This is a genomic window from Lacisediminimonas profundi (genome assembly GCF_008831265.1).
GTDB lineage: Bacteria > Pseudomonadota > Gammaproteobacteria > Burkholderiales > Burkholderiaceae_D > Lacisediminimonas > Lacisediminimonas profundi.
Window position 1 is genome coordinate 1007475 of sequence record NZ_VTTH01000001.1, and the last position, 25825, is coordinate 1033299.

Sequence of the window (25825 nt, forward strand, 5' to 3'; positions counted from 1 at the left end):
GCGCCGACCGCGCTATTTTCTGTGCCAGACGCCCGCACGAACGCCGGCGGCCGTGACGCCGCCATAAGCAATCAGTCCCATCGCCACCCCAAGGAAATGGCCATCCATGCCCATCCCGGCGACGTGCGCCAGCAACCAGCCGCCGCCTGTGGCGAGAGTGAAACGGGAGACCGCAGCCATTGCCGGCCACTTCATCCGCCCCGCGCCCATGGAGGCGAAATAGAGCGCCATGCCCAGCCCGAAAAATCCGAACGAGGAACCGGTGAAGCCGAGCGCACGGGTCGCGATGGCAAGCACTTGTGGGTCGCTGGTGAAAAATGATGCATACGCATGTGGCGCCAATGCAACCGTTACGCCGAAGGCGGCGGTGACGGCAAATGCCACGCCGCCACCCAGCCAGGCGACGCGGCGCGCCATGCGCCAGTCCTGGCCGCCGGCAGCCCTGCCAACCAGCGCGGTGAGCGCCGAGCCGACGCCGAAGGACATCAGGACGATCAGGAACTCCATCCTGGCCGATATCCCGTAGGCTGCGACCGCCTCGATCCCGTAGCCGCGCAACTGCGCCGTGACAACGATGGTCGTCAGGTTGGCGATAGCGGCCAGCGCGCATGCCGTCGCGCCGACCGAAAGTATCTTTGTGAACAGCGGACGGGAAACCGGGGTCCGGAGGTTCGGTACGAAACCGGCGCCGCCACGCATGACGACGATCGCCATGGACACCGTGGCGATCGTGAAGACGCCGGCAAACGCCGCACCTATCCCGGTCATCCCGAGCCCGGCAGGCTCTGCAAGCAGCCAGGACAGCAGTGGATAGGCCAACCATGCCAGCGCCAGTGTTCGCGCCGCCAGCGCGTGCCGCCCGCCGCCGCGCAGCACGGATGCCAGCGTATTGGACAGCCAGGCGGGAATGGCACCGACGCCGAACAGCAGGATTACGTACATCATCGTCGCGTCCTTCGCTGCCGGACCGGCGATCGCCACCAGCATCGGGCCGGCAAACAGGGACAGCCCCAATGCAAAGCCAAGCCCGGCAAGGACGGCAATGATCACGGCATGCAGGACCAGCGCGGACGCGTCGTCCCGCTTCGACGCGCCGAGCGAGCGGGCGATCGCGGACACTACGCCGCCACCCATGGCGCCGTTCGACATCTGTTGCATCAGTAACGCGAACGGCAGGATCACCGCCCAGCCCGCCAGGGCTGCGGTTCCCTGGCGGGCGGCGAGCCAGGTCTCGGTCAATTGGGCGGCGATCTGGAGCAGGGCAACCAGCGCCGTCGGGCCGGCGAGTGCCAGCATGCTTTTCAGCAGCACCGCATTGTCGGCGGGCCGGGCAGTGGTGTCCTGCGGCAGTGATGAGGGCATCAGCATTTTGTGAAGGGGAAGATCAGGTATCGGCGGCTTGTTCTGTGCTGGCGCATTGGAATCAGGGCTGCGTGTTTGCAGTTGCCATGATGCCAGCCGATCAGGCGCGGCTCATGCTATTTCGAACGATTCCCGCTGGAAACGGTTTGTCCCACCGCGGTGGCCGGGAATTGGTAATAGCGCACATTCAGGTAGCGGGCGACGGCGCGTATGTCTTCGTCTTCCCAGGTCAGCCCGGTGTTGGCTTGCCAGCGGCGGACCTGATGCAGCAGGCTCTGCCAGTCCTTTGCCAGCCGCTGATCGCGCCAGTGCACCCGTTCGTTATGGCAGGCAATGCAGTGGTTCGAATAGAGAAGTTCGCCGCGTCCGGGCTCGATTTTCGGGGCGGCGGTTGCGACGGCGCAGCCAAACAGGCAGGCAGCTGCGGCGGTCCGGGCAAGCCATCGTGTTGCCATCATTGGTCTCTCTTCATGTTCGTCGTATTGCCGGTTCGTGCGGCGGTGCTCAGCGGTTCTGCCCTCCCAGCTTACAGTGCTTGCAGCCGGAATGCTTCGGCTCGAAGCCGGAAAGCAGTGAATTCCGGTATTGTTTGAACTGCATCCGCACTGACGGCGATCCTGCCGCCTCAGCTTGCAGCAAGTGAAGAGGAAGAACAATGAATTTTGAACAGATCCACGTCGTGTGCGTTGGTAACTCCACGCTGGACCGGGTATGGCTGGTCGACCAATTGCCGGTCGGCGGCGGCAAATTCCGCGCCCATGATTACCTCGAACTCGGCGGAGGCATGGCCGCCAATGCGGCGGTGGCGGTGGCCAGGCTGGGCGGCGCCGCCAGTTACTGGGGCCGGAACGGGAACGACACCGCAGGTCACACGATGCGCGAGGAATTGAGCGGCTATAAGGTGGATGTCGCCCAGTTCCGCCTGGTAGATGGCGCCCGCTCATCGGTCTCGGCAATCCTGGTCAGCAATGATGGCGAGCGCAGCATCGTCAACTTCCGCGGCAGCGACATTCCGGCCGATGCATCATGGCTGCCGGTGGCCGAGATTGCGAAAGTGCAGGCAGTGCATGGCGACGTGCGCTGGGTCGCCGGCGCGCTCGCCGCCTATACCGCGGCGCGGGAACTGGGCGTGCCGACCGTGCTCGATGGCGAGATTGCCGAGCCCGAGGATTACCAGGTATTGCTGCCCCTGGTCGACCATGCGATTTTTTCGGAGCCGGGCCTGCGCTCCTTCCTCGGCGACGCCGTCAATGTCGGCGACGAGCTGAGCCCGGTGCTGGGCCTGCAGCGGGCACGTGACCTCGGTTGCCGGGTTGCCGCGGTCACGCGCGGTGCCAAGGGGACCGTCTGGCTGGACGATGCCGGCGTCCATTTCCAGCCGGCGTTTCCGGTGGAGGTGGTGGATACCACCGGCGCCGGCGATGTTTTTCATGGCGCCTATGCCTGTGCGATTGCGGCCGGGTGCGGGGTGGCGCAGGCCATGCGCATGGCAAGTGCGGTGGCCGCAATGAAGTGCACGCGCAAGGGGGGCAGGGCCGGGATTCCGACCCTGGCCGAGGTGGAATCCTTCCTCGCCAGGCTGGAACCGTGAGCATCCGGCGCTGCACCAGGGACTGGTGAGCCTTTGGTTCCGGATGCGGTGATACCATCCCGCCATGGAATTTCGCCAGGTTCAATATTTCATCTGCCTGTTCGAAGAAGGCACGGTTACCCGCGCGGCGCGCAGGCTCAACATCGTCCAGCCGGCGCTGTCGATGCAGATTGCGCGGCTGGAAGATGAATTGCGGCAGAAGCTGTTCGAACGCACCCGCAAGGGAATGGTGCCGACTGCGCTGGCGCGCCAGATGTACCGGCAGTTCCTGCCGGTAATGCGCGACTTCGCGCAGGCGCGCGCGCAGGTCATGAGCGCCGACGGCGAAATCAGCGGCAGCGTGAAGATCGGCGTCATCGGCTCGATTACCGAAGGCGTGATGGCAGAGACGCTGGGAGCGTTCTCGGAAACCTATCCGGCGGTGGAAGTCACGGTGCTGGACGGCTACAGCCGGACACTGAGCGACTGGGTAGCCGGCGGGCATATCGACGTCGCGATCATCAACAAGCCGCGCGGCCGGCTGGGGCTGGACGTCGAACACATCGTGGATGAGGAAATGCTGCTGATCAGCGGCGCCGGGCGCGGTGCGCCATTGCCGCCGCGGTTGACGCTGGCCCAGATTGCGTCGCTCGGGCGCGACCTGGTGCTGCCGACGCGCGAGCACGGCCTGCGCGCAATCCTGGACAGTTTCGCCCAGCATGCGGATGTGGACTTGACGCCGAAGTTCGAAATCGATTCGCTGGTGACGACCGTGAAGCTGGTCGAGCAGTCCGAGCTGGTGACGATCCTGCCGCACATCTGCGTGCACCGTCCGCTGATGGAGGGGCGGGTGCATGCGCACGAAATCGCATCGCCACGGATCACACGGCAGGTGGTGGCGGTGACCCATCCGCGGCGGCCGCTGAATTCGGCGACCGCTGCGTTCGTGGCGATGCTGACGCAGGAGATGCGCTCACGCACGAGGGTGGGGGCACCGGGCGAACTGCCGGCGCCGTCGTGACAAGCGCCACGCTGTTCCCGATTACGCCGCCGCAGCCTTGCGCAGCGAGGTGATCGTGGCCCGCGGCGACACCACCTCCGGGTCGGTGCGCAACTCGATCAGGGCCGGCTTGCCCGCATTGCGCGCCCGCTCGAACGCAGCTGGGAAATCCTCGGTCCGCTCGATGCAGATGCCCGTTGCGCCATAGGATTGCGCCAATGCCGCAAAGTCGGGATTGTTCAGCGCAGTCGCATGCACCCGTTCCGGATAATGCCGTTCCTGATGCATCCGGATGCTGCCGTACATGCCGTTGTTGACCACCACGATAATGATGTTCAGGCCGTACTGCACCGCGGTCGCCAGTTCCTGGCCGTTCATGAGGAAGCAGCCGTCGCCGGCAAAGCAGACTACCGTCCGTTCCGGATGGACCAGTTTCGCGGCAATCGCTGCCGGCACGCCATAGCCCATGGTGCCGCTGGTCGGGGCAAGTTGCGTGCGCACGCCACGGTACTGGTAGAAACGCTGCACCCAGATCGTGTAATTGCCCGCGCCGTTGGTGATGATGGAGTCGGCCGGCAGCGTGTCGCGCAGGTGCTGCATTACTTCGCCCATGTCGACGCCGTTGGCAACTGGCGAGTGCTTCAGGTTGTCCTGGTAATCATTGCACGCCGACTGCGTCCACTCGCGCCACGGGGTCGAAGCCGGCTTGGGCAGGTCGGCCGCCGCACTTCCGAATTCTTCCATGCCGGCGTGGATGGCGAGGTCTGCGTGATACACATGCCCGAGCTCGTTCGGATCGCGATGCACATGCACCAGCCGCTGCACCGGCTTCGGCACGTCGAACAGCGTGTAGCCATTGGTCGTGGTTTCACCAAGGCGCGGCCCGACTGCGATCACCAGGTCGGCGGCCTTGATGCGCGCAGCCAGCTTCGGGTCCATCCCGAGACCGGCTTCGCCGGCATAGTGCGGGTGACGGTTGTCGAACAGGTCCTGCCGGCGGAATCCGCACACAACCGGCAGGTCGAAATTTTCGGCAAATCTGGCAATCGCGTCGCTGGCGCCGCGCGTCCATGCGCCACCGCCCAGCAGCACCAGCGGTTTTTCCGCTTCGGCCAGCATGGCCTGCAGTTGCGACATCGACTGCGGCGCCGGATGGTAGGGCACGCGCTGATAGCGCGGGGTGTCGCTGGCTGTCACCATGTCGGTCAGCATGTCTTCCGGCAGCGCCAGCACCACCGGACCGGGACGGCCGGAGGTGGCGATATGGAAGGCGCGGTTGACATACTCGGGAATGCGCCGCGCGTCGTCGATCTGGTCGACCCATTTCGCGATGTGGCCGTACATGTGCCGGTAGTCGATTTCCTGCCAGGCTTCGCGGCTGGTGGTGTCGCGCGCCACGTGGCCGACGAACATGATCATCGGCGTCGAATCCTGGCGCGCGGTATGGATGCCGATCGCTGCATTGGTTGCGCCCGGGCCGCGGGTGACGAAGCAGATGCCCGGCTCGCCGGTCAGCTTGCCGTAGGCTTCTGCCATGTGGGCCACGCCGCCTTCCTGGCGGCCGACCACCAGCCGGATGTCGTCGCGCGCGCCGTACAGCGCGTCAATCACGGCCAGGAAGCTTTCGCCCGGCACGCAGAATGCAGTATCGACGCCATGATTGCGCAGGGCATCGACCAGTACCTGGCCGCCTGTACGGAGTTTGTCTTTTTCACTCATGATTGTCCTTGTCGTGCGTCCTTGTTGCATGTCATTGCTGGGTCGTGAGTGCGCCTGCGCGGTGCACATGGCCGCGCGTCAGGCCGGCAGTTGCCGCGCAGCCGAGCAGAGCGAGGTTGAGATCGATTTCCTTTTGCAGCAGGCCGAGCGCGTGGGCAGCGCCTTGCTCGCCGGCCAGAGCCAGTCCAGCCATCGCCGGGCGTCCGACAAAAACGAAGCGGGCGCCCAGGGCCAGCGCCTTCAGCACATCGGTGCCGCGCCGGAAGCCGCTGTCGATCATCACAGTGAAATCGGGAACTGCGGCGACGATGTCCGGCAGCGCGTCGATCGGCGCGATCGCGCCGTCGAGCTGCCGTCCGCCATGGTTGGAGACAATGATGCCATCGGCCCCGATGGCCTGCGCGTGGCGCGCATCGTCGGGATGCAGGATGCCCTTGATGACGAGCTTGCCGGACCAGTTGTTGCGCAGCCATTCCATGTCGTCCCAGCACAGAGCAGCCCGCCCGGCCCGGTGGTCGCCGGTGGTGGCTGTGATGATTGCGCCGCCGCGCGTGGCGGTGAAGTTTTCGAAGTGCGGGATGCCTTGCGTGAGCAAGGTGCGGGCAAATGTTTGCAGCAACCAGCGCGGGCGCGACAAGCCACCCGCAATCAGCTTGGGCGAAAAACGCAGCGGCACCGAAAATCCGTTGCGGACTTCCATCTCGCGCACCGATGCGATCGGGACATCGACGGTGACCACCAGTGTACCGATGCCGGCGGCCGCAACCCGCTCGATCAAGGGCAGGATGACTTCGCGGCGCGACGGGATGTAGGCCTGGAACCACATGTCGGGCAGCTCGGCCGCGACCTTTTCCATCGGCGTGGTGGAGGCGCCGCTGAGGATGAAGGGCACCCCGGCCTGGCGCGCGGCACGTGCCAGCGCGCGATCGCCGTCGTAGCAGCAAAGGCCGGTCACGCCCATCGGGCTGATGCCCACCGGCGAGGCGTAAGTCTTGCCGAACAATTCAGTCTGTTGCGAACGGCGCGAGACGTCTGTCAGCGGCCGCGGCACGAACTGCCATTGAGCGAAGCCGGCGCGGTTGGCGCGCAGCGAGGCTTCGTCTTCAGATCCGCCGACGACATAGCCATGAATGCCGGGAGGAAGGCGGCGGCGCGCAGCGCGCTCCAGATCCGCAATGGACAGCATGTGCTTCACGTGGAATTTCCTGATGATTGATTTGCACAGCGGCTTTGCATGGCGGCTTTGCACCGCGGGCAGGACGGCTGCGCCCGCATCCGCCCTGGCCAGGCTCAGTCGGCGGGCTTCATGCCTTCCCAGCGCTTGACCAGTCCGGTGTGAGGGATCGAAAAGAGATCGAGAACGCGGCCGACGGTGTGCTGGACCATCTCCTCCAGCGTTTCCGGCATCGAGTAGAACGCCGGCATGGGCGGAAACACGATGCCGCCCATTTCCGTCACTGCCGTCATGTTGCGCAGATGGGCCAGGTTGAACGGGGTTTCGCGCACCATCAGCACCAGCCTGCGCCTTTCCTTCAGCATCACATCTGCCGAGCGGGTGACCAGGTTGTCGGCGAAGCCGTTGGCGACGCTGGCCAACGTCTTCATCGAGCAGGGCGCGATCACCATGCCGACTGACTGGAACGAGCCGCTGGCAATGCTGGCGCCAATGTCCTTGACGCTGTGCACGACGTCGGCCAGGGCTTCGATCTCGCTGCGTTTCATCGACAGTTCGTGGGCGGCGGTCAGCGCGCCGGAGGACGACATCACCAGATGGGTCTCGCAGGCGCCCGATTCGCGCAGTTGCTGCAGCAGGCGAATGCCGTAGATGGAACCGCTGGCGCCAGTGATGGCGACCACGAGGCGTGGCCGGGAAGGAGTCTTGTTCATTCTGTTCGGGATGGTGTGGGGCTGGTCATCATGCGCCGGGATTATTCCAGTCTATCCTGGCGCCCGCAACCACTTCCCTTGCCAGGTCGACCGATTCTTCTCCGGGTACCCGAACCTTGGTGAACACATGGCCATGGTACGCAACCGGCTTGGTCGCATCCAGTCCCATCTTGGCGCTGATGCCCTGGCAGTAAGGCGGGGCCGGCTCGCCATTCGGGCCATCCTGGCCGACGGTGGTGGACGGGTCGAGCACTGAACCTTGCGCGCCGGCCACCACCATCAGGTCGCGATCGGCCTGGAACCGGGTGGCAACAGCCCATTCGACCTGTTGCGGATCATGCACGTCGACGTCGGTGTCGACCACGATCACCTGCTTGACGTCATAGTGTCCGGCGAAGGCGCACATCATCACGTTCTTGGGTTCGCCTTCGCGGCGCTTGTCGAATTTCACGTGCAGGTGATAGCGCGCAACGCCACCGACGGAAAGATGCACATCTTTCACGCCCGGGAAGCTGCGTTGCAGGTGGGCCAGCAGGGTGGCTTCGCGCGGAATGGCGCCCAGCAACAGGTGTTCCATTTCGGCCGGCACGATGGTGTGGTAGATCGGCGACTTGCGGTGGGTAACCGCATCGACCTGTATTACTTCGCGCTTTTCCTGCGCGCTGTAGTACTTGGGAAATTCGCCAAACGGGCCTTCCAGTTCGCGCACATTGGGCAGCAGCCGGCCTTCGATCACGATCTCGGCATCGGCCGGGACGCGCACATCGTTGGTCTTGCATTTCACCACCCGCAGCGGCCGGCCATGCAGGGCGCCGGCGATTTCCATTTCGTCATGGTCGATCGGCACTACTGCTTGCGAGGCCAGCAGGGTCAGCGGGTCGGCGCCGATGACGACGGCCACCGGCAGCGCCTGGCCGGCTGCTTCGGCCGCCTGCCAGTACGAGAACAGGTGGCGCGGCAGGATCAGTATCGCCATCCGGTCCTTTGCGTGTACCTGGATGCGGTTGATCGAGACGTTCTGCACGCCGGTTACAGGGTTGCGGGCGATCACCATGCCGGCCGTGATGTAGGCACCGTTGTCATGTTCGCTATGGGTCGGGATCGGCAGCAGGCGCTGCAGATCGATTTCCATGTGAACCACTTGCTGGCAGGGGGCATCGTCCGCTGCCACTTCCTCGCAGGGCAGGGGATTCTCGGCGGCGCGCCGATAGGCTTCCAGCAGGCCGGACTCGGGCACGCCCATCGCTTCGGCGATCCAGGAACGGCGCGACATGAAGCCGGAAACCACCGGTATCGCATGCCCGCCCGGCTTGGGGAACCAGGCAGCCTTGCTGCCGTCGAGCCGCTTGGCAATCGCCGCCAGCTGATGTTCAAGCGGAACGTTCTCGCGTGTCACCGCGAGCCGGTCCGAGTCGCCCAGGCGGGCCAGCCATTGACGCAGGTCGCGCGCTGGCGTGCTGGTAGTCGAAGTTGCCATGATCTCAGTCCGCGACGATGTTGGCCTGCTTGATGACCTTGCCCCAGCGCGCGGATTCCGCCTTGAAGAAGGTGTCGTACTGCTGCGTGGTCCCGCCCAGTGCTTCCACGCCGGCATCGGTGAATGCCTTCTTCACGTCATCGGCCTGCAGCACCTTGTTGATCTCGCGGTTCAGCTTCTGCACGATGTCAGCCGGGGTGCCGGCCGGTGCGGCAAAGCCGTACCAGACCGCTACGGAAAATCCGGGATAACCGAGTTCGGCAACTGTCGGCACGTCCGGCAGCAATGGCGAGCGCTTCTCGCTGGTGATGGCCAGCGCGCGCAGGCGTCCTCCCTTTACATGCGGCATCACATGCGGCGCGTTGTCGAACATGATGTCGACCTGTCCGCCGATCAGGTCGGTGATCATCGGCGCGCTGCCCTTGTACGGCACTTGCACCAGGTCGATGCCGGCGATGCTCTTGAAGTACTCCATCGTCAGGTGGTTCGAGGTGCCGTTGCCGGCTGTGGCGTAATTCATCTTGCCTGGCTTTGCCTGGGCAGCGGCGATGAAGTCCTTCATCGATTTGATCGGCGAATCGGCTTTTACGACCAGCAGGTTAGGCGAGAAGGCGCCCAGGATGACCGGTGTGAAATCGCGGTTGGTGTCGTAGGGAAGTTTCTTGATCAGGAACTGGTTGGCCACGGTCGGGAAACCGACCACGGTCAGCGTGTAGCCGTCCGGCGGCGACTTCGCGGCGATCGAAAGGCCTAGCGTGGTACCACCGCCGGGACGGTTGTCGGCGACGGCGGGCTGGCCCCACGCTTCCTGCAACTTGCGACCGACCAGGCGGGCGATGGTGTCGTTGAATCCACCCGGTGCATAGGGCACGACGATGCGGATGGGTTGCGACGGATAAGTCTGTGCCTGGGCTTGGGCATGGGTCGCGGCGGCGAAGAAGGCGGTCGCGAGCAGGGTGGATGCGAGAAGTCGAACGGCTTTGGTCACTTTGTCTCCGGTTCTTGTGAATTGAGCGGCATATGGCGGCATATTGGGCAATGCGGCAGATGCCGGCATCGTCAGCGTCGGGAATTGCACGGGTCACGGCTATGGATGCCGGTTGGGTGCAAACGTGGCGAGTATAGGGATCCTGATTGAATCACCGCAAATAATATTTAATGATCAAAGCAATCATAAAAAATGATGGTGTTGGCAGGTCCGGCATAGGCTGGTCTGGCCAGACTTGACCGGTCCGGGTCTTGCCCGGCATGCTTGGCCTGAAGCCCGTCGGGAGGGCAGCCGCAAGACCTGTCGGCAGCGGCAACAAGATGGAAACTATCAGGAGCTTGTCATGAGCAGTCAGGAGTATTCGCCCAACGAGCCGGCGCGGGCCGAGGTGGACGCATGGACCGGGCCGGCGGTGCTGGAATTCGGCACCGGATGGTGCGGCCATTGCCGCGCGGCGCAGCCATTGATCGGCGATGCGTTTGCAGGCCACGAACAGGTCCGCCATGTGAAGGTCGAGGACGGCCGGGGCCGGGCGCTGGGGCGCTCCTTCCACGTCAAGCTGTGGCCGACGCTGGTATTCCTGAAAAATGGCGTGGAGGTCAATCGTGTCGTGCGGCCGCTCGACGCGGACGAGGTGCGCCGCGGATTGGGGCTGATCGACGGCGCCTGACGTTAGTCGGCAGCCATCTGCTGCAGCAGGCAAAAAAAATCCCCGCCATCGGCGGGGATTTTTACGAGGACCGGATTGAAGCGGTCCTGTTGCAGCGGTCCTGTTGCGACGGACTTATTTCTTGGCGCTGCGGCCGCTCGCCTTGGCAGCGGCCTGCGTCATTTGCGCGGTCGCGCTGGCGATGTTGCCTTCCATTGCTTCGACCGCTTGCTTGGCGCTCTTGCTCAGTTGCTCGTAGCCGGCGCTGGCGTTGCCGATGGCTGACTTGAGGAAGGCGACCGCGTTCTCGGAACCAGCCGGTGCGTTCTTGCTGATTTCCTCGACCAGTGCCACGACCTTGTGGTTGGCGTCTGCGATCTGGGCTTCGGTAGCCTTGGTGAATTCAGCCTGCAGGCTGGATGCGATGGTGGCCAGGTGACGGCCATAAGCCAGCGCTTTTTCGGCATTCGGCTGCGCCTGGGCAGTGGTCAGCGAGAAGAACGACTGGGGATCCTTGGCAGCCAGCAGTTGCTGCACGGCGGCGGTCGATTCTTCCAGGGAAGTCTTGGCGACGGTCAGGTTCAGTTCAATGAACTTCTCGACACCTTCAAAAGTGCGGGTAGTCAGGTTGGTCATCAATGCAAGCGTGGCTTCCATCTGCGAGCGGGTGGCATTTGACAGCTGTTCTTGATACGAAAGCATGGGTTTCTCCTGATGAGTGATGCCTGGTAAAGCGGGGTGGGGCTGCCTTCACCCGGAAATTTCCCAAGGCTTGTGCAGTGCAACATGGCTCATTCTAAGGGCTGATTGCGGTATGTCAAGCGCTTTATTTTGCGCTGCATCAAAGGTATGTGTTTCAGGCATTGCAGGGCTTGTATTGCGCTGGCGGGGCAAGGCGGCGAGTGCTGTGAGCCAGCGTGCTAAACTTTTTCGTCAACTTCCACGGTCCGCCATTGAAAGCCTTTTACAGCGATCACTTCGTCCTGCCGCTTCCGGCGGGCCACCGTTTCCCGATGGAGAAGTACCGGCTGATTCGCGAGGCAGCGCAGGCTGCCGACCCGTCCATGCAATTTTGCGAAGCGCCGCGAGCCAGCGATGGCGAATTGGCCCTGGCGCATCATCCTCGTTACATCCAGGCCGTTTCGGAAGGGCTGTTGTCGGAACGCGAACAAAAGCAGATCGGTTTTCCCTGGTCGGTGCAAATGTCCGAGCGCTCGCGCAGGTCGGCTGGCGCCACCATCGCCGCCTGCCGGGCCGCACTCGAAGACGGAATCTCGTTCAACCTGGCAGGCGGTACCCATCACGCTTTTTCCGATCATGGCGAAGGCTTTTGCGTGTTCAATGATGCGGCGGTCGCGTCGCGCCTGATGCAGGCCGAACGAAGGGTGCGTGAAGTAGCCATCGTCGATCTTGATGTGCACCAGGGGAATGGCACGGCGGCCATCCTGGCGGCGGACGATTCGATATTCACCTTGTCGCTGCATGGCGAAAACAATTACCCCTTCAGCAAGGAGCGTAGCGACCTGGACATGCCGCTGCCCGACGGGGCAGGCGACGGCGTCTACCTCGCTGCGCTGGACGACGCGCTGGCGCAGATGTTTGCGCGTTTCTCGCCGCAACTGATTGTCTACCTGGCCGGCGCCGACCCGCATGAGGGTGACCGCTTGGGCCGCCTGAAACTGACGCTGGATGGCCTGGCCGAACGCGACCGGCGTGTATTCTCCGCGGCACATGAGCGGGGAATTGCCGTTGCAGTTACGATGGCGGGCGGCTACGGCAGGCACATCGCCGACACCGTTTCCGTGCATGCCCGAACCATTGCCATGGCTGCCCGCTTCGCAGCGCTGCCGTGGCCACTCCCAGGAACTGTTCAAGCCCGATGACTTCTCCTTCAGCCAACGCGACCGCCAGCACTGCATCCTCGCACTGGATCGCAGTCATGCCCTTCGTGTTTGTCATACTGTGGAGCACCGGATTCATCGTCGGCAAGTTTGGCCTGCCCTATGCGCCACCACTGACTTTCCTGCTGTTGCGCTTCATTGGCTTGCTGGTGGTGCTGGTGCCGCTGGTATTGCTGGTGCGCGCCCCCTGGCCAACAGGCAAAATCTGGCATATCGCGCTGGCCGGGGTCCTGCTGCAGACCTTCTACATTGGCGGCGTCTGGACCGCGATCAACCTGGGCATGCCGGCAGGCCTGGTGGCACTGATCGTCGGAATGCAGCCGATACTCACCGCGTTCGCGGCACCGCTGGTGGGCGAGTCCTTGCGGGCGCGGCAGTGGGTCGGCTTGGTGCTCGGCTTGTGCGGCGTGGCGCTGGTGGTCTCGAACAAGGTCAGCCTGATCGGCCTGAGCGCAGCCAGCATCGGACTGTCCTTGATGGCGCTGGTTTCGATCACCGTCGGCACCTTGTACCAGAAGCGATTTTGTCCGCGCTTCGACCTGCGCACCGGCACCGTGATCCAGTTCGCGGCGGCCACGGTGGTCGTGCTGCCATTGGCCATCGTATTCGAGGACCTGACGCCGGCCTTTGCGCAGGTGCACTGGACGCCAGCATTCCTGGGCGCCTTGCTGTGGTCGGTGCTGGGCTTGTCGATCGGCGCGGCATTCCTGCTGTTTGCGCTGATCCGGCGCCATGCGGCCACCAGCGTCACCAGTTACTTCTATCTCACGCCGCCAGTCACGGCCATCATGGCCTGGCTGATGTTTGGCGAGACTTTCAGCCTCATCGGGGCTGCGGGCATGGTGCTCGCCGTCACGGGCGTATTTTTTGTCGTCAGAAAATCATGAAGCCATTTCCAAGAACCCGAGGAACGCCAGGAACCAACAGATGATTGAATCCGAATCCCAGAAAATCGTAGATCAGGCGATCGTCTCGCGCCGCTCGATTCGCGCCTTCCTGCCCACCCCGGTGGAGCGCGAAGACATCGAAGCCATCTTGCACGTTGCCGCGCGGGCGCCGTCAGGCACCAATATCCAGCCCTGGAAGGTGTATGTGCTGACCGGGGCCAGCAAGCAGCGCTTGGTTGACAGCCTGATGTCGGTCTACCTCGATCCCGAACGGGCCGCCGCGCACAAGGAGGAGTATCACTACTACCCGGTGAAATGGTTCTCGCCCTACATCGACCGGCGCCGCAAGGTAGGCTGGGACCTGTACGCGCTGTTGAACCTGACCCGCGACAACAAGGAAGGCATGCGCGCGCAGCATGCCCGCAACTACAAATTTTTCGATGCGCCGGTAGGCATGATCTTCACGGTCGACCGGGCGCTGGAAAAGGGCTCGTTCCTGGACTACGGCATGTTCCTGGAAAACATCATGATTGCGGCGCGCGGACGTGGGCTCGACACCTGCCCACAGGCGGCATTCACCCATTACCACCGGATCGTCAGCGAGGAACTGCAACTGCCCGACAACGAGGCGGTGGTATGCGGCATGTCGCTTGGCTATGCCGACGAGTCGAAAATCGAAAATTCGCTGATTTCGGAACGAGAGCCGGTATCCGGATTCACCCGTTTCCTTGATTGAGCGTGGTTTGAGCGTGGTGACCTTGCTTGCTGGCCGGTGCACCCGGGCTGGCATGGTCGCCGTCGCATTCCCTGCCACAAGCCAGCCTTGCGGCAGGTGAAACACCCGCCGGTGTCTCCCCCCTCCCACGTTTTCTTTGATTCCCGGTAAGAAAATTAATTAAAGGTCTTTCCTAACTCCCTAATTCTCTTGCAGATTTTCACTATTTTGCTACACTGCAAGGACTTTACAACAGGCATCATCCAGGGAGTAAGCGATGCTCAAAGCGGCACTTGGCGTGCTTTTTTCTTTTGTGGCTTTGGTCGTCTTCCCGCCAGTTGCCCATGCGGCCGACACTTCCACTGCTGCGCGATCCGCGAAGCACAAGGCACAACCCAAAAAAGCAAGTGGCACCCGCGCAGTCAAGCGGAGCAAGGCCAAACGGCGTGCCGCTGCGACCACCAAGGCAACTGCGAAGCCGGTCCGTTCCAGCGCTGTCCGGCGCAAGGGCAATTTCCAGCGTGTTGGCTATTCGCCTGCCATCAACAACGCGCCGGCCCAGCTGACAGCCGGCGACATCGCCGGCCTGCACCTGACCCGCGATCCGCTTGAACTCAAGTCCAACGTCGCCCTGGTCATTGACCAGAACACCTCGGACGTCCTGCTCGACAAGAACGCCTCGGTTGCGCTGCCGATCGCGTCGATCACCAAGCTGATGACAGCGCTGGTGGTGGTCGAAGCCAACCAGCGCATGGATGAATTGCTGACCGTGACCGACGCCGACGTCGACCGCGAAAAATTCAGTCACTCGCGCCTGCGCGTCGGTTCGCAACTGACCCGTGCCGACATGCTCCACATTGCCTTGATGAGTTCCGAAAACCGGGCGGCATCCGCACTTGGGCGCCACTATCCGGGCGGCATCGGCACATTTGTCGCGGCAATGAATGCGAAAGCACGGCAACTGGGCATGAGCAGCACCCGTTACGTCGACTCCACCGGCCTGTCCAGCGGCAACGTCTCCAGCGCACGCGATCTTGCCAAGCTGGTGGTTGCGTCTTACCAGCATCCGGTCATTCGCGAGTATTCGACCGATCAGAAATACGTGGTCGAGCCGGGCGCCGGCGTGCTGCACTACAAGAACTCCAACTACCTGGTCGATAATTCCGACTGGAACATCGGTCTGCAGAAGACGGGCTACATCGCCGAAGCCGGGCGCTGCCTGGTGATGCAGGCCAAGATCGAGGGGCGGGCAGTGGTGATGATCTTCCTCGACTCCAAGGGCAAGCTGTCGCGCATTGCCGACGCCTCGCGCGTGCGGCGCTGGATCGAATCAAACAGACCGTTCCTGAGTTCCAGGATAGTGGCGCAGCAGGGCTGATTGCTGGCTACGGACAAAAAAGGCGATCGCTTGATCGCCTTTTTTCATTTGTGGCAGGCTCCGCTCACGGAGATGCCGGGCTTGCGCTGCAGCTTGCTCAGCGAATGCCGTGGAGCACCGTGTAGATTCCCAGCGCCACTATCGCGATGAAGAAGCAGCGGCGGAACACGACTGCGCTCACCCGGTCGCGCAAGCGCTGTCCGATCATCATCCCCACCATTGCTGGCAGCAGCGCCATGGCCGATGTGCCCGCTACCGTGGGATGGTACTTGCCGGCCCATGCCAGCGCCAGCGCGGTCGCCAGCGACATGACTGAAAAGATCAGGCCCATCGCCTGTATCGTTTCATCCTTGGACAGTCCGAGCGCGCCGACGTAGGGAACTGCTGTCACCCCCAGTCCAGTCGATCCGTACAACACGCCGGTGACCACGCCTGTCAGCGGTGACAGCCGGGCCTCCCAGCGAGGGGCGACGGTGAACTGCACATTCGTCAGGCCGAGCACGCCGTAGCCGGTCAGCACCAGCCCCAGCATCACCGTGGCGAACTCGCCGTCGATCAGCAGTCGCACGCCGATGAAGGCGCCGATGAACAGGCATGCCAGCAAGCTCAGGAATCGGCGGATCAGGTGAACGAAACGCGGGCCCGACACCAATTGCCACAGGTTGGTGATGACGGTCGGCATGATCAGCATCGTGACCGCTTCGGGGGTGCCGATCCTGAATGTGAGCAGGCCGATTGCGACCGTCGGCAGGCCCAGGCCGATGAAGCCTTTCACCGTGCCGGCCAGGATGAAAATCACGGCGATGAATGCCAGCGTGCTTACCGGGTAGTCCATGGTTATCGATGTCGGTGGTGGCCGCTCGTTCCTGCTACGGCCATTTGCTTCGTTGTGGTCAGTCCCAGGCAGCTTGCTGTCCGCTTGTTCCCGGCATTTTGCCCGCCTGTTGCCACGTCATGACCCCGTGCCGGGGTAACGCCCTTATCGGGCGTTCTTGGTGGGGTCCCAGGATACGCTGATGCTGCCCTTGACCACGAAGGTCTGGCACGCCATCCGGAAGCCGTTCTCGAAATCGGCCTCGGTCAGGTGCTTGCGTTCCTTGTCCTTCACCGCGTCCAGATTGTCGCGGCCTTCCTCGATCTTGCATCGGCAAGTGCCGCACAGGCCGCCGCCGCATTTGAATGGTATCCCGCCCTTCTCGCGCAGGGAGACGCGCAGCAGATTGCTATTTTCGGGGGCGGTGACAACCTTTCCTCCGTTGGTTACGAACCTTACTTCTATCATCGACTTTTCCGGTGTTTTGGTGGCCGTGCCAGCACGGCCGTCCATTGTTGCTGACGTGGTCATGCGCGTACCAGTTCCGTTTCCAGCTTGCCGAAGTTGGTCAGGCTGCGCAGTTCCGCGCGCGCTTCCTCTATCGTGCCAAAGCGGGGCAGGAACTTGGACGGCACATAGTTGATGGTTGCCGACTCGGTCTCGTCAGTGACCTTCACCTTCACTTCATGGTCCAGTTCCGCGATCACGAAGTGTGCTTTCTTCTTGCCGAAGAAAACATAGTCCCACGCTTCCAGCAGCTTCATGTCCTCCGGCTGCGCGGCTTCAGTCCTGAATTGCCCGCTCTTGCTGATCATTATCACGTACATGCTTGTTCTCTTGCGAGGATGGATGGGTATTGGATGCGGCGGCCTTGATGCTACTTGGCGGCCTGCGCCGCCAGCGCCGGATCGATGCCGTCCTGGCTCAGTTCTATGTCATGCGACAGCCACAGCTGGCAAGCCAGCCGGTAGCCCTTTTCGAGATGCGCGCCCAGCTGCTTCTTTTCCTTCCAGTTTGGCGCCGGCAGGTGTTCGCCTCCCTGCAGGATGATACAGGCGCACTTGGCACACTTGCCCATGCCGCATCCATAGGACAGGTGCGGGAAGGGAAATTTCTTGATGCCGGCGGAAACGACCAGGTTGCCGTCGTCCTTGATCTCGCCCTCGTGCGGCTGGCCGTTCTTGTGCAATATGACTTTTGGCATTGCGTTCTCTGCTCCTGCTGTTCTTGCTGTCCTGGCCGCTCAGGCGGCCTGCTCTTGCTCGACCGGTTCAAGCTGATGGGCGAAGTTGAAGGTGTCGGCGTAGAGGTGATCGATGCTGGCGCCGCGCACGATGAAGGCGCTCTTGGCCTGGTGCACCATTTCAGGTGCGCCGCACAGGTAGATCGCATGTTCGGACAGGTCATCGAAGTCCATCGCGATCGCATCTTGCACGTGCCCGCGCCGGCCCTGCCATTGTGCGCCTGCGCGCGACAGCACCGGCACGAACTGGAATTCATAAAGCCGCTCGCGCCACGAGGCCAGTTCGTCGGCCAGCCACAGCTCCGCCTCGGACCGCATGCCCCAGTAAAGCCATACCGGAGGACAGTCCGGATCGTCCAGCAGCGACTGCAGGATGGCACGGATCGGTGCGATGCCGGTACCGGTCGCGACCATCAGCAAGGGGCGGTAATCTTCACGGTGCAAGTGGAAGGAACCGAGCGGCAGTTCGACATCCAGCGTTTGTCCCGGCTGTGCCTGCGACAACTGGCTCTCGGTGAACTGGCCGCCGGGCACCCGCTTGACGTGGAAGTCTAGCTGCCTGCCGTCGGGTGCGCTGGCCATGGAAAAACTGCGCGTGCTGCCGTCGCCCAGATGGACATTCATGTACTGGCCCGGCAGGAAGGGCACCGGCTCCGGCGTTTCCAGCACCAGGTGCAACACGCTGTCGGTGACGGCGGTGATGGCCTTGATGCTGGCGCTCGTGCGCTGGACCTCGGGCAGGGCGTCGGCGGTACGGCCCGGCGCGATCACCAGGTCGCTTTGCGGCCGTGCCTGGCATGCCAGCGCATAGCCCTCCGCCTCTTCTTCCGGTGTCAGGCCGAACGGCTGCTCTTCATAGGCGACGTTGCCCTGGAGCAGACGAATGCGGCAGGTGCCACAGCCGCCCATGGTGCAGTCGTGCGGCAGATTCAGGTCTGCTCGCAATGCTGCCTGCAGCACTGTCTCGTCACTGTTGACTGTGAAGGACTCGCCGCTTTCAAGTTGAACCTGGTAAGACATGTGTTGCCCTTGCTATGGTTGATGCCGGGAACGCTTGTTTCTGCTTGCTGCTGCTTGTATTTGTTTCTGCTGCTATTTCTTGATGTCGGCCGCGACCATGACCTCGTAGCCTGCGCCTGCCAGCGCATCGTGCAGGGCTTGCAGCGCAGCGACGCCGCACGCGGTGTCCTGCTCGCCGTTGCCGCCGGACAGGCCGACGCCGCCGATCACTTCGCCATTCACCACGATCGGATAGCCGCCGACAAAAACCGCGAACTTGCCGTCGAAGCTCCACTGGATGCCGAAGGCTTCATTGCCGGGCAGGGCAGGGCCGTTCGGCGCCGTGTTGAACAGATGGGTCGAGCGCTTGTGGCCGGCAGCGGTGAAGGCCTTGTTCCAGGCAATCTGCGGGCCCGTGATGCGGGCGCCGTCCATGCGCTCCATCGCCAGCGGATAGCCGCCGTCATCGACCACGCATATGGTTTCCAGCACGCCGATCTGCTCGGCCTTGGCGATTGCCGCAGCGATCATCAGACGGGCTTCTTTCAGTTCCAGCTTGATGCTTTGTTTCATTTTCCTGTGTCCTTGTATTCGAGTTTTCTGTCTTGGGCGCCGGGTGTCAGCAGCCGCGATAGACGGTCTTGACCTGGGTATAAAACTCCAGTCCCGTGCGGCCGGATTCGCGGAAGGTCGAGGTGCTGGATGACTTCAGTCCACCGAAGGGCGCATTGATCAGGTTGCCGGTGGTGGTGCGGTTGATCTTTACCGTGCCGGACTGGATTTCATGCGCGAAGCGATGCGCATGGCGCGCATTGCCGGTGGCGATGGCAGCCGACAGTCCATACTCGGTGTCGTTGGCCTTGGCCATGGCATCATCGAAGCTGCTGGCTTCGATGATGGCCAGCACCGGGCCGAATATTTCTTCGCGCGCGATGCGCATCTGCTGCGTGACGTCGGTGAACACCGCCGGCGACACGTAGAAGCCCTTGTCGAACTCGCCGCCGGTCAGGCGCTCGCCGCCCACCAGGTGCCGCGCTTCCTGCTTGCCGATCGCGATGTAGGACAGCACTGTCTCCAGTTGCTTTTGCGTGGCTAGCGGGCCGATGTCCATGCCGGCGGTCATGCCGTTGCCGATCTTGAGCGACTTGATCTTTTCCAGCAGTTTTTCGGTGAATGCCGCTTTCACCTGCGACATCACGATGATGCGGCTGGTGCCGGTGCAGGCCTGGCCGGTCAGTGACAGGCCGCCCTTGATGGCGAGGTCCACCGCTTGGTCGAGATTGGCATCTTCCATCACGATCAGCGGATTTTTGCCACCCAGTTCCATCTGGGTGCGCGTGGTCAGCGGCACCGAACGATGGATGTGCTGGCCGGCTGCGGTCGACCCGGTGAACGAGATCGCGCGCACCTGCGGCGCTTCGGTGATGGCAGCGCCGATGTCGCCGGCGCGTCCGGTAATCAGGTTCATCACGCCCTTGGGCAAGCCGGCCTGGATCAGTGCTTCTGCCAGCCGGTAGCCGGAAAGCGGCGCATCCGACGACGGCTTGAATACGACCGTATTGCCCATGATCAGCGCTGGCGCAATCTTGCGCGCCGGGATCGAAATCGGAAAATTCCAGGGCGAGATGACGGTGACCACGCCAAGCGGCTCGCGCTGGGTGTAGACCACCATATCGGGATCGTCCTGCGGGAAGGTCTCGCCAGTGAACGACTGGCCTTCGACGGCGTAAAAGCGCAGGGTCTGCGCCGAACGCAGCACTTCATCCCTGGCAAGCGCTACGCCCTTGCCCTCTTCGCGCGTGAGCTCCTGCGCGATCTGCTGGGCGTTGGCTTCCAGCCAGTCGGCGGCGCTGTTGAGTACCTTCGCGCGTTTGGAAACCGGGGTTTTTTTCCAGCCATCGAAAGCGGCTGCGGCAGCGGCAACGGCGCGCTGCGCATCTTCCACGCCCGAGGCCTGGAACAGGCCGACCAGGTCGCTGGTATCGGCCGGATTGCGGTTTTCGAATGTCTTGCCAGTGATGCTGGCGGACCATTCGCCGTCAATGTGATTCTTGAATTCCTGGGGGCTGCTCATGTGCTCGATACGGGAATCTGGTTATGCGGCAGCACCGGCTGCGCGCAGGGCCTTTCGGTCCTGCTGCAGTCAGTGCTGTCGTGGAGGGAAGGCCCGGCGTGGCTCAGGCGGCCAGCGCGACGTCCTGACGCTGTTCGACGTAGTCGTGGTACAGCGCGGTCGTGTACAGCAGGCGCATCTGGGCACCGGTCTCGCAGATCTTCAGGCAGCGCTGCTGCAGCTCAACCGTGGTCGCATGTTCCAGCACGATCTGGTAGCCGCGTTCGCCGTGGATTTCGTCGGAGACGATGTGCAGGTCGAAAAATTCGACTTCTTCGTCAGTGAAGCCATATTTTTCGCGCAGCGTCGGTGTCTGCTTGCGATAGATCGACGGCACCTGCGATTCCAGACCGACGACCAGTGCGGCCACTGCCACGATCGGGTCTTCGCGCATGGCGACCGAATAACACCAGCTTTGCAGGCCGAGCGTGGTCGGCGACATGTTGTCCGGATTCTTGACGCGCTCACGGGTGGTGCCGCAGGCTTCGGCGAAACGGATCAGCAGGTCAGTGTGGCGATCGCCGCCGATTTCTTCTTCATACATGTTGGCCAGCAGGAAATCCTTGGCATCGACGTACTCGGCTGGCATGCGGGCATAGAGGTAGCCCAGGTAGTCGGCGAACGGGCCGACGTAGTGGTAGTGGTTCTCGGCCCAGCGGGCCAGGTGCGCGCGCGAAAGGGTGCCGCCGGCCCAGGCCAGGCTGAACGGGGATTTGTTGGCGCTCTTGCCTTGGATTGCTTGCTCAAGGGCGGTCCGGAATTCATCGCGGGACATCAGCTTGCTCATATGATTCTCCATTCTTCGGGATGACAGGGTGGTGAAGGGTGACTGCGTATTCGACGACTATCTGGGATTGCGTGGGTATATTGTATACATAAATTCTCGTCACTTGTATTGTTTTTTAGGTCTGCCGGGATTTTCCCGAGTTTTCCTGGTTTTTCCTGGCTTCTACTTGGTGCCCGGTCCATTCAAGTACCGCACGCAACGCCATCCTTGCGCGGGTCGGAGCAGCCTTCCAGGCTGCCATCCTGCCGGCGCAACACGAACTGGGCGCCCCCGAAGTCGCTGCGTCCGGCCAGTTCGCCGGTTCCGGCAGGCGGTGCCTCGAAACCTGCGCTGCGCAGCGCGTTGCCAATGTCGGTTGGCATTCCTTGCTCGATGGCCAGCTTGTCGCCGGCCTCCAGCCGCCAGCGTGGCGCGGACATCGCAGCCGGCAGCTCCTGCCCCATGGCTGCCAGCCGCCACATCAGCTGGATATGGCCCTGGGGTTGCATCAGCCCGCCGACCACGCCGAAGCCGGCATGGAACACGCCGTCCTTCAATGCCGCCGCCGGTATGACAGTGTGATAGGGGCGCTTGTTCGGCGCCGGGCCATTCACATGCCCCGGCAGGGCGAAGCCAAAGCCGCGGTTTTGCAGCACGAACCCGCAGCCCGGCGCGACGATGCCGCAACCGAAGCGTTTGAAAATGCTGCTCATCAGCGTCACGGCGCGGCCGCTGCCGTCGACCACCACGGTGCACACGGTATTGCCGGACGGATCGGTCACCGTCTCGCGCGCCCGCGCCAGCGCAATGCCGGTGGCCCTTACGAGTTCCAGCATGGCTTGCGGGCTGGCAGGATCGATCCCGGTGCATAGATCCTCGGTCCGCTCCAGCGCTTCCAGCACTGCGCAGCCGTGAGAATTTGGCGGGCATTCAAGCAGCGTGAGCCCGCGAAAGCTGGCCCGCAAGGGTGTGCGCCAGTCGCCCTCGTGATGCGCCAGGTCTTGCTCGGCCAGCACGCCGCCGTGAGCTTGCACGCCCTGCGCAATCGCCCGCGCGACGCGGCCTGTATAGAAAACATCGGCGCCGTCTTGCGCGATCTCGCGCAAGACCTGCGCTAGTTCGGAGTTGTGAAATACTTCGCCGGCCGCTGGCGAGTTTCCTGCGCGATAAAGGCGTGCGCAGTGTTCATCATGATGCAGCACGCGGTCGAACCAGCGCCATTCGCGGGCGGCCACCGGCGCTACCGCGAAGCCGTCAGCGGCTGCGGCGATCGCGTGTTCGAACAAGGCTGGCCACGGCAACTTGCCATAGCGTTGATGCAGATCGCTCCAGCCACGGACTGCGCCCGGAACCGTGACCGACAAGGGGTGGCGTTCCGGTATGCGCCGGCCGGGCAGGGCTTCGACCATGCTTGTTGTCAGCGCCGCCGGGGCGCGGCCGGTGCCGTTGCAGGTAATCGCAAAGCCGTCGGGCTCGACGATCATTGCCTGCAGATCGCCGCCGATGCTGGTTGCCATCGGTTCCACCACGCCCATCACCGCATCCGCTGCGATTGCGGCGTCCACCGCGCCGCCGCCGGCATCCAGCATGGCCTGCGCGGCTGCTGCTGCCAGCGGATGGCCGGTGGCGATCATCGTATTGCGGCCCAGCGCATGCTTTCCGGCAGGCCGGAAACCGGATTGCACGTTGTGCACAGAACTGCATGTCGTTGCGGCTGCTTCCATGCCTTTGCTGCGCCTTACCAGAGGACCACAGCGGCGATGGTCGCAGCAGCAAGGCCTGTCAGCACCGGCACCATCAGCATGCGCACCGCATCCAGTACCGGAACGCGAGAGAAGCCGGCTACCGCGATCAGGGAGGACCATGCAATCAAGCATCCGCCGCCGGTCCACACCGCGCCCATCTGGCCGATTGCTGCCAGCGTCGCCGGATGGATGCCGGAGACCGGGCCGAGTGCACCCGACAGCGAGCCCGTCAGCGGCAGGCCGGCGAAGCCGGAGCCATCGATGCCAGTGATCATGCCGACGATCAGGACGCCGAAGGCGACCAGTATGCGGCTATCAGGAATCATATGCTGGCTTGCTTGCACCACCTCGAACAGCAGGTTCGGCGCCTTGGCAGCAGCCACGCCCAGCATTTGCGCCAGCGTCTCATTGGCGCCGACGAAGAAGAATCCGGCGATCGGCAACACGGCACCCATTGCCTTGAAGGCGAACACCAGGCCGTCGACGATGTGGTCCGGGGCTACGTCCAGCAGCTTGCGCGGGCCGACCGCGGCCCAGGTAACCGCCATCATCAGGATCGCCGCTACGCCGCCGACCAGTGCCGCCGCATCACCGCCCTTCAGGTCCGCGGTGCCCATGCCCAGCTTGGGCAGTACCATCACCAACACCACGCCGAGGAAGGTGAGCGGGGTGACGATGGCGAAGATTTTCGACCAGCCGGGGATTCCGCTGCCTGCCAGCGCTGCCGAGACCTGGGAATCCGTGCCCAGGACCTGGTGCGAAGCAGCACTTTCGACCAGCATTTCCTTGTTATACGAGCCCGTGTATTTCTTCAGTTCGGACAGGCCGTTGTCGCTGACATTCGACTGCCAGCGTGCCAGCAGGAGCGGGTTGGCGGCCACGATGTAGCGGCGCATCGAAAAATAGCCAAGTATCAGCGCAATTCCGCCGACGATCACGGACAACACCAGTGCCCGGTCGGCAACCATGCTCGCTTGCACTGCTGCGCCGGCTGCCTTGGCACTGATGCCGGGCGCGACGCCGATCACATAGTCGGAGGACAGCGCCATGCCTTGGCCGGCGATGGCGATTGCCATGGCGCCCATCAGCGGCGGCAGGCCGGCTGCAATCGCCGCCGGCAACAGGATCGCAGCCACCAGCGGCACCGCCGGGGTTGGCCAGAAGAACAGCGAGATCACATAAGTGATCGCGGCCAGCACGAAGTAGGCGACATGCCCGTTCTTCATCACCCCGCGGAACGGCTCCACCATGCGGATGTCGGACCCGATCGAGCGCAATGCGTTGAGCAGCGCCGTCATGAATGCGATGACGAGGAAGATGTTGAACAGTTCCTTGGCGGCGACGAAGCTGGCGTTGAAGACGCCAGCGACGGCGCTGACCGGACTGCCGGTCAGTGCCCACATGACGGCGAAGGTGCCGATGATTGATGGCACTACCACATTGGCGCGCAGGATCATCGTCAGGACGATGACCGCCACGCCAGCCAGGTACACCCAATGGGCTGTACCGATCATGATTGTTTGTTGCATGTGTTCCCCACTTCGATTGATAGTTGAATTGCGACCGTCTCCGCGGTGCTGGATGCTGCATTACTGGATGGATTGCGTCCGTCTTTGCGGCGCTTAAGTTGGGCTACTGTATACAATTGATTGAGGCGCTTCAACTGATTTTTTTGGTGCAATGCACCGCAGCAGGTTTTCATATTGGTGAGCAGGTTTGAAAAAAAGGCGATTCCCGTGCTTGGGAAGCAGGGCTGTGGTCGAGTACCGGCTTGCTGCCTTCCGGCATCGCAAATCCTGTGCCAGCACGCGGTACAACTTCCCGCTTTGGTGAACACCGTATACAATCCGGATTCCAGTATTGACGAGCGTAGTAGCCATGACCAATGCCTCCCGTCCACCCGTGCCGGCTGCTGTGAAAGTGGGCCAGCAGCATTTGCCACTGTTTGCACTTATCCGCGACACCCTGCGCCAGCGCATCCTCAGCGGTGAGCTGGCTAACGGCGAGCGCCTGGTCGAGACCAAACTTTCAGAAGAGATGGGCGCATCCCGCATTCCGGTTCGCGAAGCCTTGCGGGCACTGGCGGCCGAAGGGCTGGTGACGATCGAGCCGCGGCGCGGCGCCTGCGTGGCTTTCTATTCCGACGAAGTGGCGCGCGACCTGATCGAAGTGCGGGCTACCCTCGAGGGCTTGAACGCCAAGCTTGCTGCGCAGCGTCGGACTGACAAGTCGATGGCGGAATTGAAGCAGGTGCTGGAACTGGGCATCACTGCAGCCCAGGGCAACGATGCCGCGCTGTTGGTGGAACTGAATACGCGCTTTCATGAATTGCTGGCCACCGCTGCCGGCAACGATGTGCTGACGGACATGATGCGCTCGCTGCGCGACCGTACTGCCATGTTGTTTACTTCCAGCCATACCGTGCGTTCGCGGCAGAATTGGGAGGAGCATGCCCAGGTGCTGCATGCCGTCATTTCCGGCAATGCCGAGCTTGCAGCCTTGCTGGCCGCCCAACACGTGCATAACGTCGCCCGCGACTCGTTCCATCCGAAGCAGGCTGCTGCGACTGCCCCCTGATTCCAATTGGTGGCGCGCCGGGCGGCGCGTCCGCC

General features: G+C 63.0%; 26 protein-coding genes. 8 read left to right on the top strand and 18 right to left on the bottom strand.

What is annotated here, in order from left to right; translation table 11 throughout:
- Positions 1-12: 12 nt before the first annotated feature.
- Complete coding sequence (locus tag FVE66_RS04570; protein WP_241673002.1) at positions 13-1362, bottom strand: MATE family efflux transporter; 1350 nt, start codon at positions 1360-1362, stop codon at positions 13-15.
- 116 nt (positions 1363-1478) lie between these two features.
- The gene (locus FVE66_RS04575) at positions 1479-1820 is read right to left on the bottom strand and encodes a c-type cytochrome (protein WP_241673003.1); all 342 of its coding nucleotides are present in this window, start codon (positions 1818-1820) and stop codon (positions 1479-1481) included.
- 197 nt (positions 1821-2017) lie between these two features.
- On the opposite strand from FVE66_RS04575, the gene FVE66_RS04580 reads away from it, so the two are divergent.
- Both FVE66_RS04580 and FVE66_RS04585 read left to right on the top strand, forming a co-directional pair.
- Positions 2018-2953, top strand: a complete 936-nt coding sequence (locus FVE66_RS04580; RefSeq protein WP_151446174.1) for a sugar kinase — start codon at positions 2018-2020, stop codon at positions 2951-2953.
- A gap of 64 nt (positions 2954-3017) precedes the next feature.
- Complete coding sequence (locus FVE66_RS04585) at positions 3018-3953, top strand: LysR family transcriptional regulator (protein WP_151446175.1); 936 nt, start codon at positions 3018-3020, stop codon at positions 3951-3953.
- Between the two features lie 21 nt (positions 3954-3974).
- On the opposite strand, the gene FVE66_RS04590 is transcribed toward FVE66_RS04585, so the two are convergent.
- From FVE66_RS04590 to FVE66_RS04610, 5 genes are all read right to left on the bottom strand, one after another.
- The gene (locus tag FVE66_RS04590) at positions 3975-5651 is read right to left on the bottom strand and encodes a thiamine pyrophosphate-binding protein (RefSeq protein ID WP_151446176.1); all 1677 of its coding nucleotides are present in this window, start codon (positions 5649-5651) and stop codon (positions 3975-3977) included.
- Positions 5652-5682: 31 nt separating this feature from the next.
- Positions 5683-6837, bottom strand: a complete 1155-nt coding sequence (locus tag FVE66_RS04595; RefSeq protein ID WP_151446416.1) for an alpha-hydroxy acid oxidase — start codon at positions 6835-6837, stop codon at positions 5683-5685.
- 104 nt (positions 6838-6941) lie between these two features.
- Positions 6942-7538 carry a UbiX family flavin prenyltransferase gene (locus tag FVE66_RS04600; RefSeq protein WP_151446177.1) on the bottom strand — a complete coding sequence of 199 codons (597 nt, stop codon included), beginning with the start codon at positions 7536-7538 and terminating at the stop codon, positions 6942-6944.
- Positions 7539-7566: 28 nt separating this feature from the next.
- A complete protein-coding gene (locus tag FVE66_RS04605) occupies positions 7567-9015 on the bottom strand; it encodes a UbiD family decarboxylase (protein ID WP_151446178.1) in 1449 nt (482 codons plus the stop codon).
- Positions 9016-9019: 4 nt separating this feature from the next.
- Positions 9020-10003, bottom strand: coding sequence for a tripartite tricarboxylate transporter substrate binding protein (locus FVE66_RS04610; protein WP_241673004.1), 984 nt, complete (start codon positions 10001-10003; stop codon positions 9020-9022).
- A gap of 343 nt (positions 10004-10346) precedes the next feature.
- On the opposite strand from FVE66_RS04610, the gene FVE66_RS04615 reads away from it, so the two are divergent.
- Positions 10347-10673, top strand: a complete 327-nt coding sequence (locus tag FVE66_RS04615; protein ID WP_151446179.1) for a thioredoxin family protein — start codon at positions 10347-10349, stop codon at positions 10671-10673.
- Between the two features lie 114 nt (positions 10674-10787).
- Here the strand turns inward: FVE66_RS04615 and phaP are convergent, their stop codons facing one another.
- Positions 10788-11354: a TIGR01841 family phasin gene (gene phaP, locus FVE66_RS04620; RefSeq protein WP_151446180.1), complete on the bottom strand. Its 567-nt coding sequence runs from the start codon at positions 11352-11354 to the stop codon at positions 10788-10790.
- A gap of 251 nt (positions 11355-11605) precedes the next feature.
- On the opposite strand from phaP, the gene FVE66_RS04625 reads away from it, so the two are divergent.
- The 4 genes from FVE66_RS04625 to pbpG all read left to right on the top strand — a co-directional run bounded on the left by FVE66_RS04625 (position 11606) and on the right by pbpG (position 15533).
- Positions 11606-12535, top strand: a complete 930-nt coding sequence (locus FVE66_RS04625) for a histone deacetylase family protein (RefSeq protein ID WP_151446418.1) — start codon at positions 11606-11608, stop codon at positions 12533-12535.
- Between the two features lie 56 nt (positions 12536-12591).
- Entirely contained in the window at positions 12592-13440 is an 849-nt protein-coding gene (locus tag FVE66_RS04630) for a DMT family transporter (protein ID WP_421829138.1), read from the top strand.
- 40 nt (positions 13441-13480) lie between these two features.
- Positions 13481-14176, top strand: coding sequence for a nitroreductase (locus FVE66_RS04635; protein WP_151446182.1), 696 nt, complete (start codon positions 13481-13483; stop codon positions 14174-14176).
- 256 nt (positions 14177-14432) lie between these two features.
- The gene (pbpG, locus tag FVE66_RS04640) at positions 14433-15533 is read left to right on the top strand and encodes a D-alanyl-D-alanine endopeptidase (protein WP_151446183.1); all 1101 of its coding nucleotides are present in this window, start codon (positions 14433-14435) and stop codon (positions 15531-15533) included.
- 97 nt (positions 15534-15630) lie between these two features.
- Here pbpG and FVE66_RS04645 read toward each other — a convergent pair whose 3' ends face one another.
- The 10 genes from FVE66_RS04645 to FVE66_RS04690 all read right to left on the bottom strand — a co-directional run bounded on the left by FVE66_RS04645 (position 15631) and on the right by FVE66_RS04690 (position 24742).
- Positions 15631-16368, bottom strand: a complete 738-nt coding sequence (locus FVE66_RS04645) for a sulfite exporter TauE/SafE family protein (protein WP_151446184.1) — start codon at positions 16366-16368, stop codon at positions 15631-15633.
- Positions 16369-16512: 144 nt separating this feature from the next.
- Positions 16513-16815: a 2Fe-2S iron-sulfur cluster-binding protein gene (locus FVE66_RS04650; RefSeq protein ID WP_151446419.1), complete on the bottom strand. Its 303-nt coding sequence runs from the start codon at positions 16813-16815 to the stop codon at positions 16513-16515.
- A 59-nt stretch (positions 16816-16874) separates the two neighbouring features.
- Entirely contained in the window at positions 16875-17174 is a 300-nt protein-coding gene (locus FVE66_RS04655; protein ID WP_151446185.1) for a ferredoxin, read from the bottom strand.
- 50 nt (positions 17175-17224) lie between these two features.
- A complete protein-coding gene (locus tag FVE66_RS04660; RefSeq protein ID WP_151446186.1) occupies positions 17225-17551 on the bottom strand; it encodes a 2Fe-2S iron-sulfur cluster-binding protein in 327 nt (108 codons plus the stop codon).
- Positions 17552-17590: 39 nt separating this feature from the next.
- On the bottom strand, positions 17591-18610 hold the full coding sequence (locus tag FVE66_RS04665) for a 2Fe-2S iron-sulfur cluster-binding protein (protein ID WP_151446187.1): 1020 nt from the start codon (positions 18608-18610) through the stop codon (positions 17591-17593).
- A 72-nt stretch (positions 18611-18682) separates the two neighbouring features.
- Entirely contained in the window at positions 18683-19162 is a 480-nt protein-coding gene (locus FVE66_RS04670; protein ID WP_151446188.1) for a GlcG/HbpS family heme-binding protein, read from the bottom strand.
- A gap of 46 nt (positions 19163-19208) precedes the next feature.
- Positions 19209-20663 carry an aldehyde dehydrogenase family protein gene (locus FVE66_RS04675; RefSeq protein WP_151446189.1) on the bottom strand — a complete coding sequence of 485 codons (1455 nt, stop codon included), beginning with the start codon at positions 20661-20663 and terminating at the stop codon, positions 19209-19211.
- Positions 20664-20766: 103 nt separating this feature from the next.
- Positions 20767-21489 carry an iron-containing redox enzyme family protein gene (locus FVE66_RS04680; RefSeq protein ID WP_151446190.1) on the bottom strand — a complete coding sequence of 241 codons (723 nt, stop codon included), beginning with the start codon at positions 21487-21489 and terminating at the stop codon, positions 20767-20769.
- 182 nt (positions 21490-21671) lie between these two features.
- Positions 21672-23192: a gamma-glutamyltransferase family protein gene (locus FVE66_RS04685; protein WP_151446191.1), complete on the bottom strand. Its 1521-nt coding sequence runs from the start codon at positions 23190-23192 to the stop codon at positions 21672-21674.
- A gap of 14 nt (positions 23193-23206) precedes the next feature.
- Positions 23207-24742 carry a hypothetical protein gene (locus FVE66_RS04690; RefSeq protein ID WP_151446192.1) on the bottom strand — a complete coding sequence of 512 codons (1536 nt, stop codon included), beginning with the start codon at positions 24740-24742 and terminating at the stop codon, positions 23207-23209.
- Positions 24743-25091: 349 nt separating this feature from the next.
- On the opposite strand from FVE66_RS04690, the gene FVE66_RS04695 reads away from it, so the two are divergent.
- The gene (locus tag FVE66_RS04695) at positions 25092-25790 is read left to right on the top strand and encodes a GntR family transcriptional regulator (protein WP_151446420.1); all 699 of its coding nucleotides are present in this window, start codon (positions 25092-25094) and stop codon (positions 25788-25790) included.
- Positions 25791-25825: the final 35 nt, after the last annotated feature.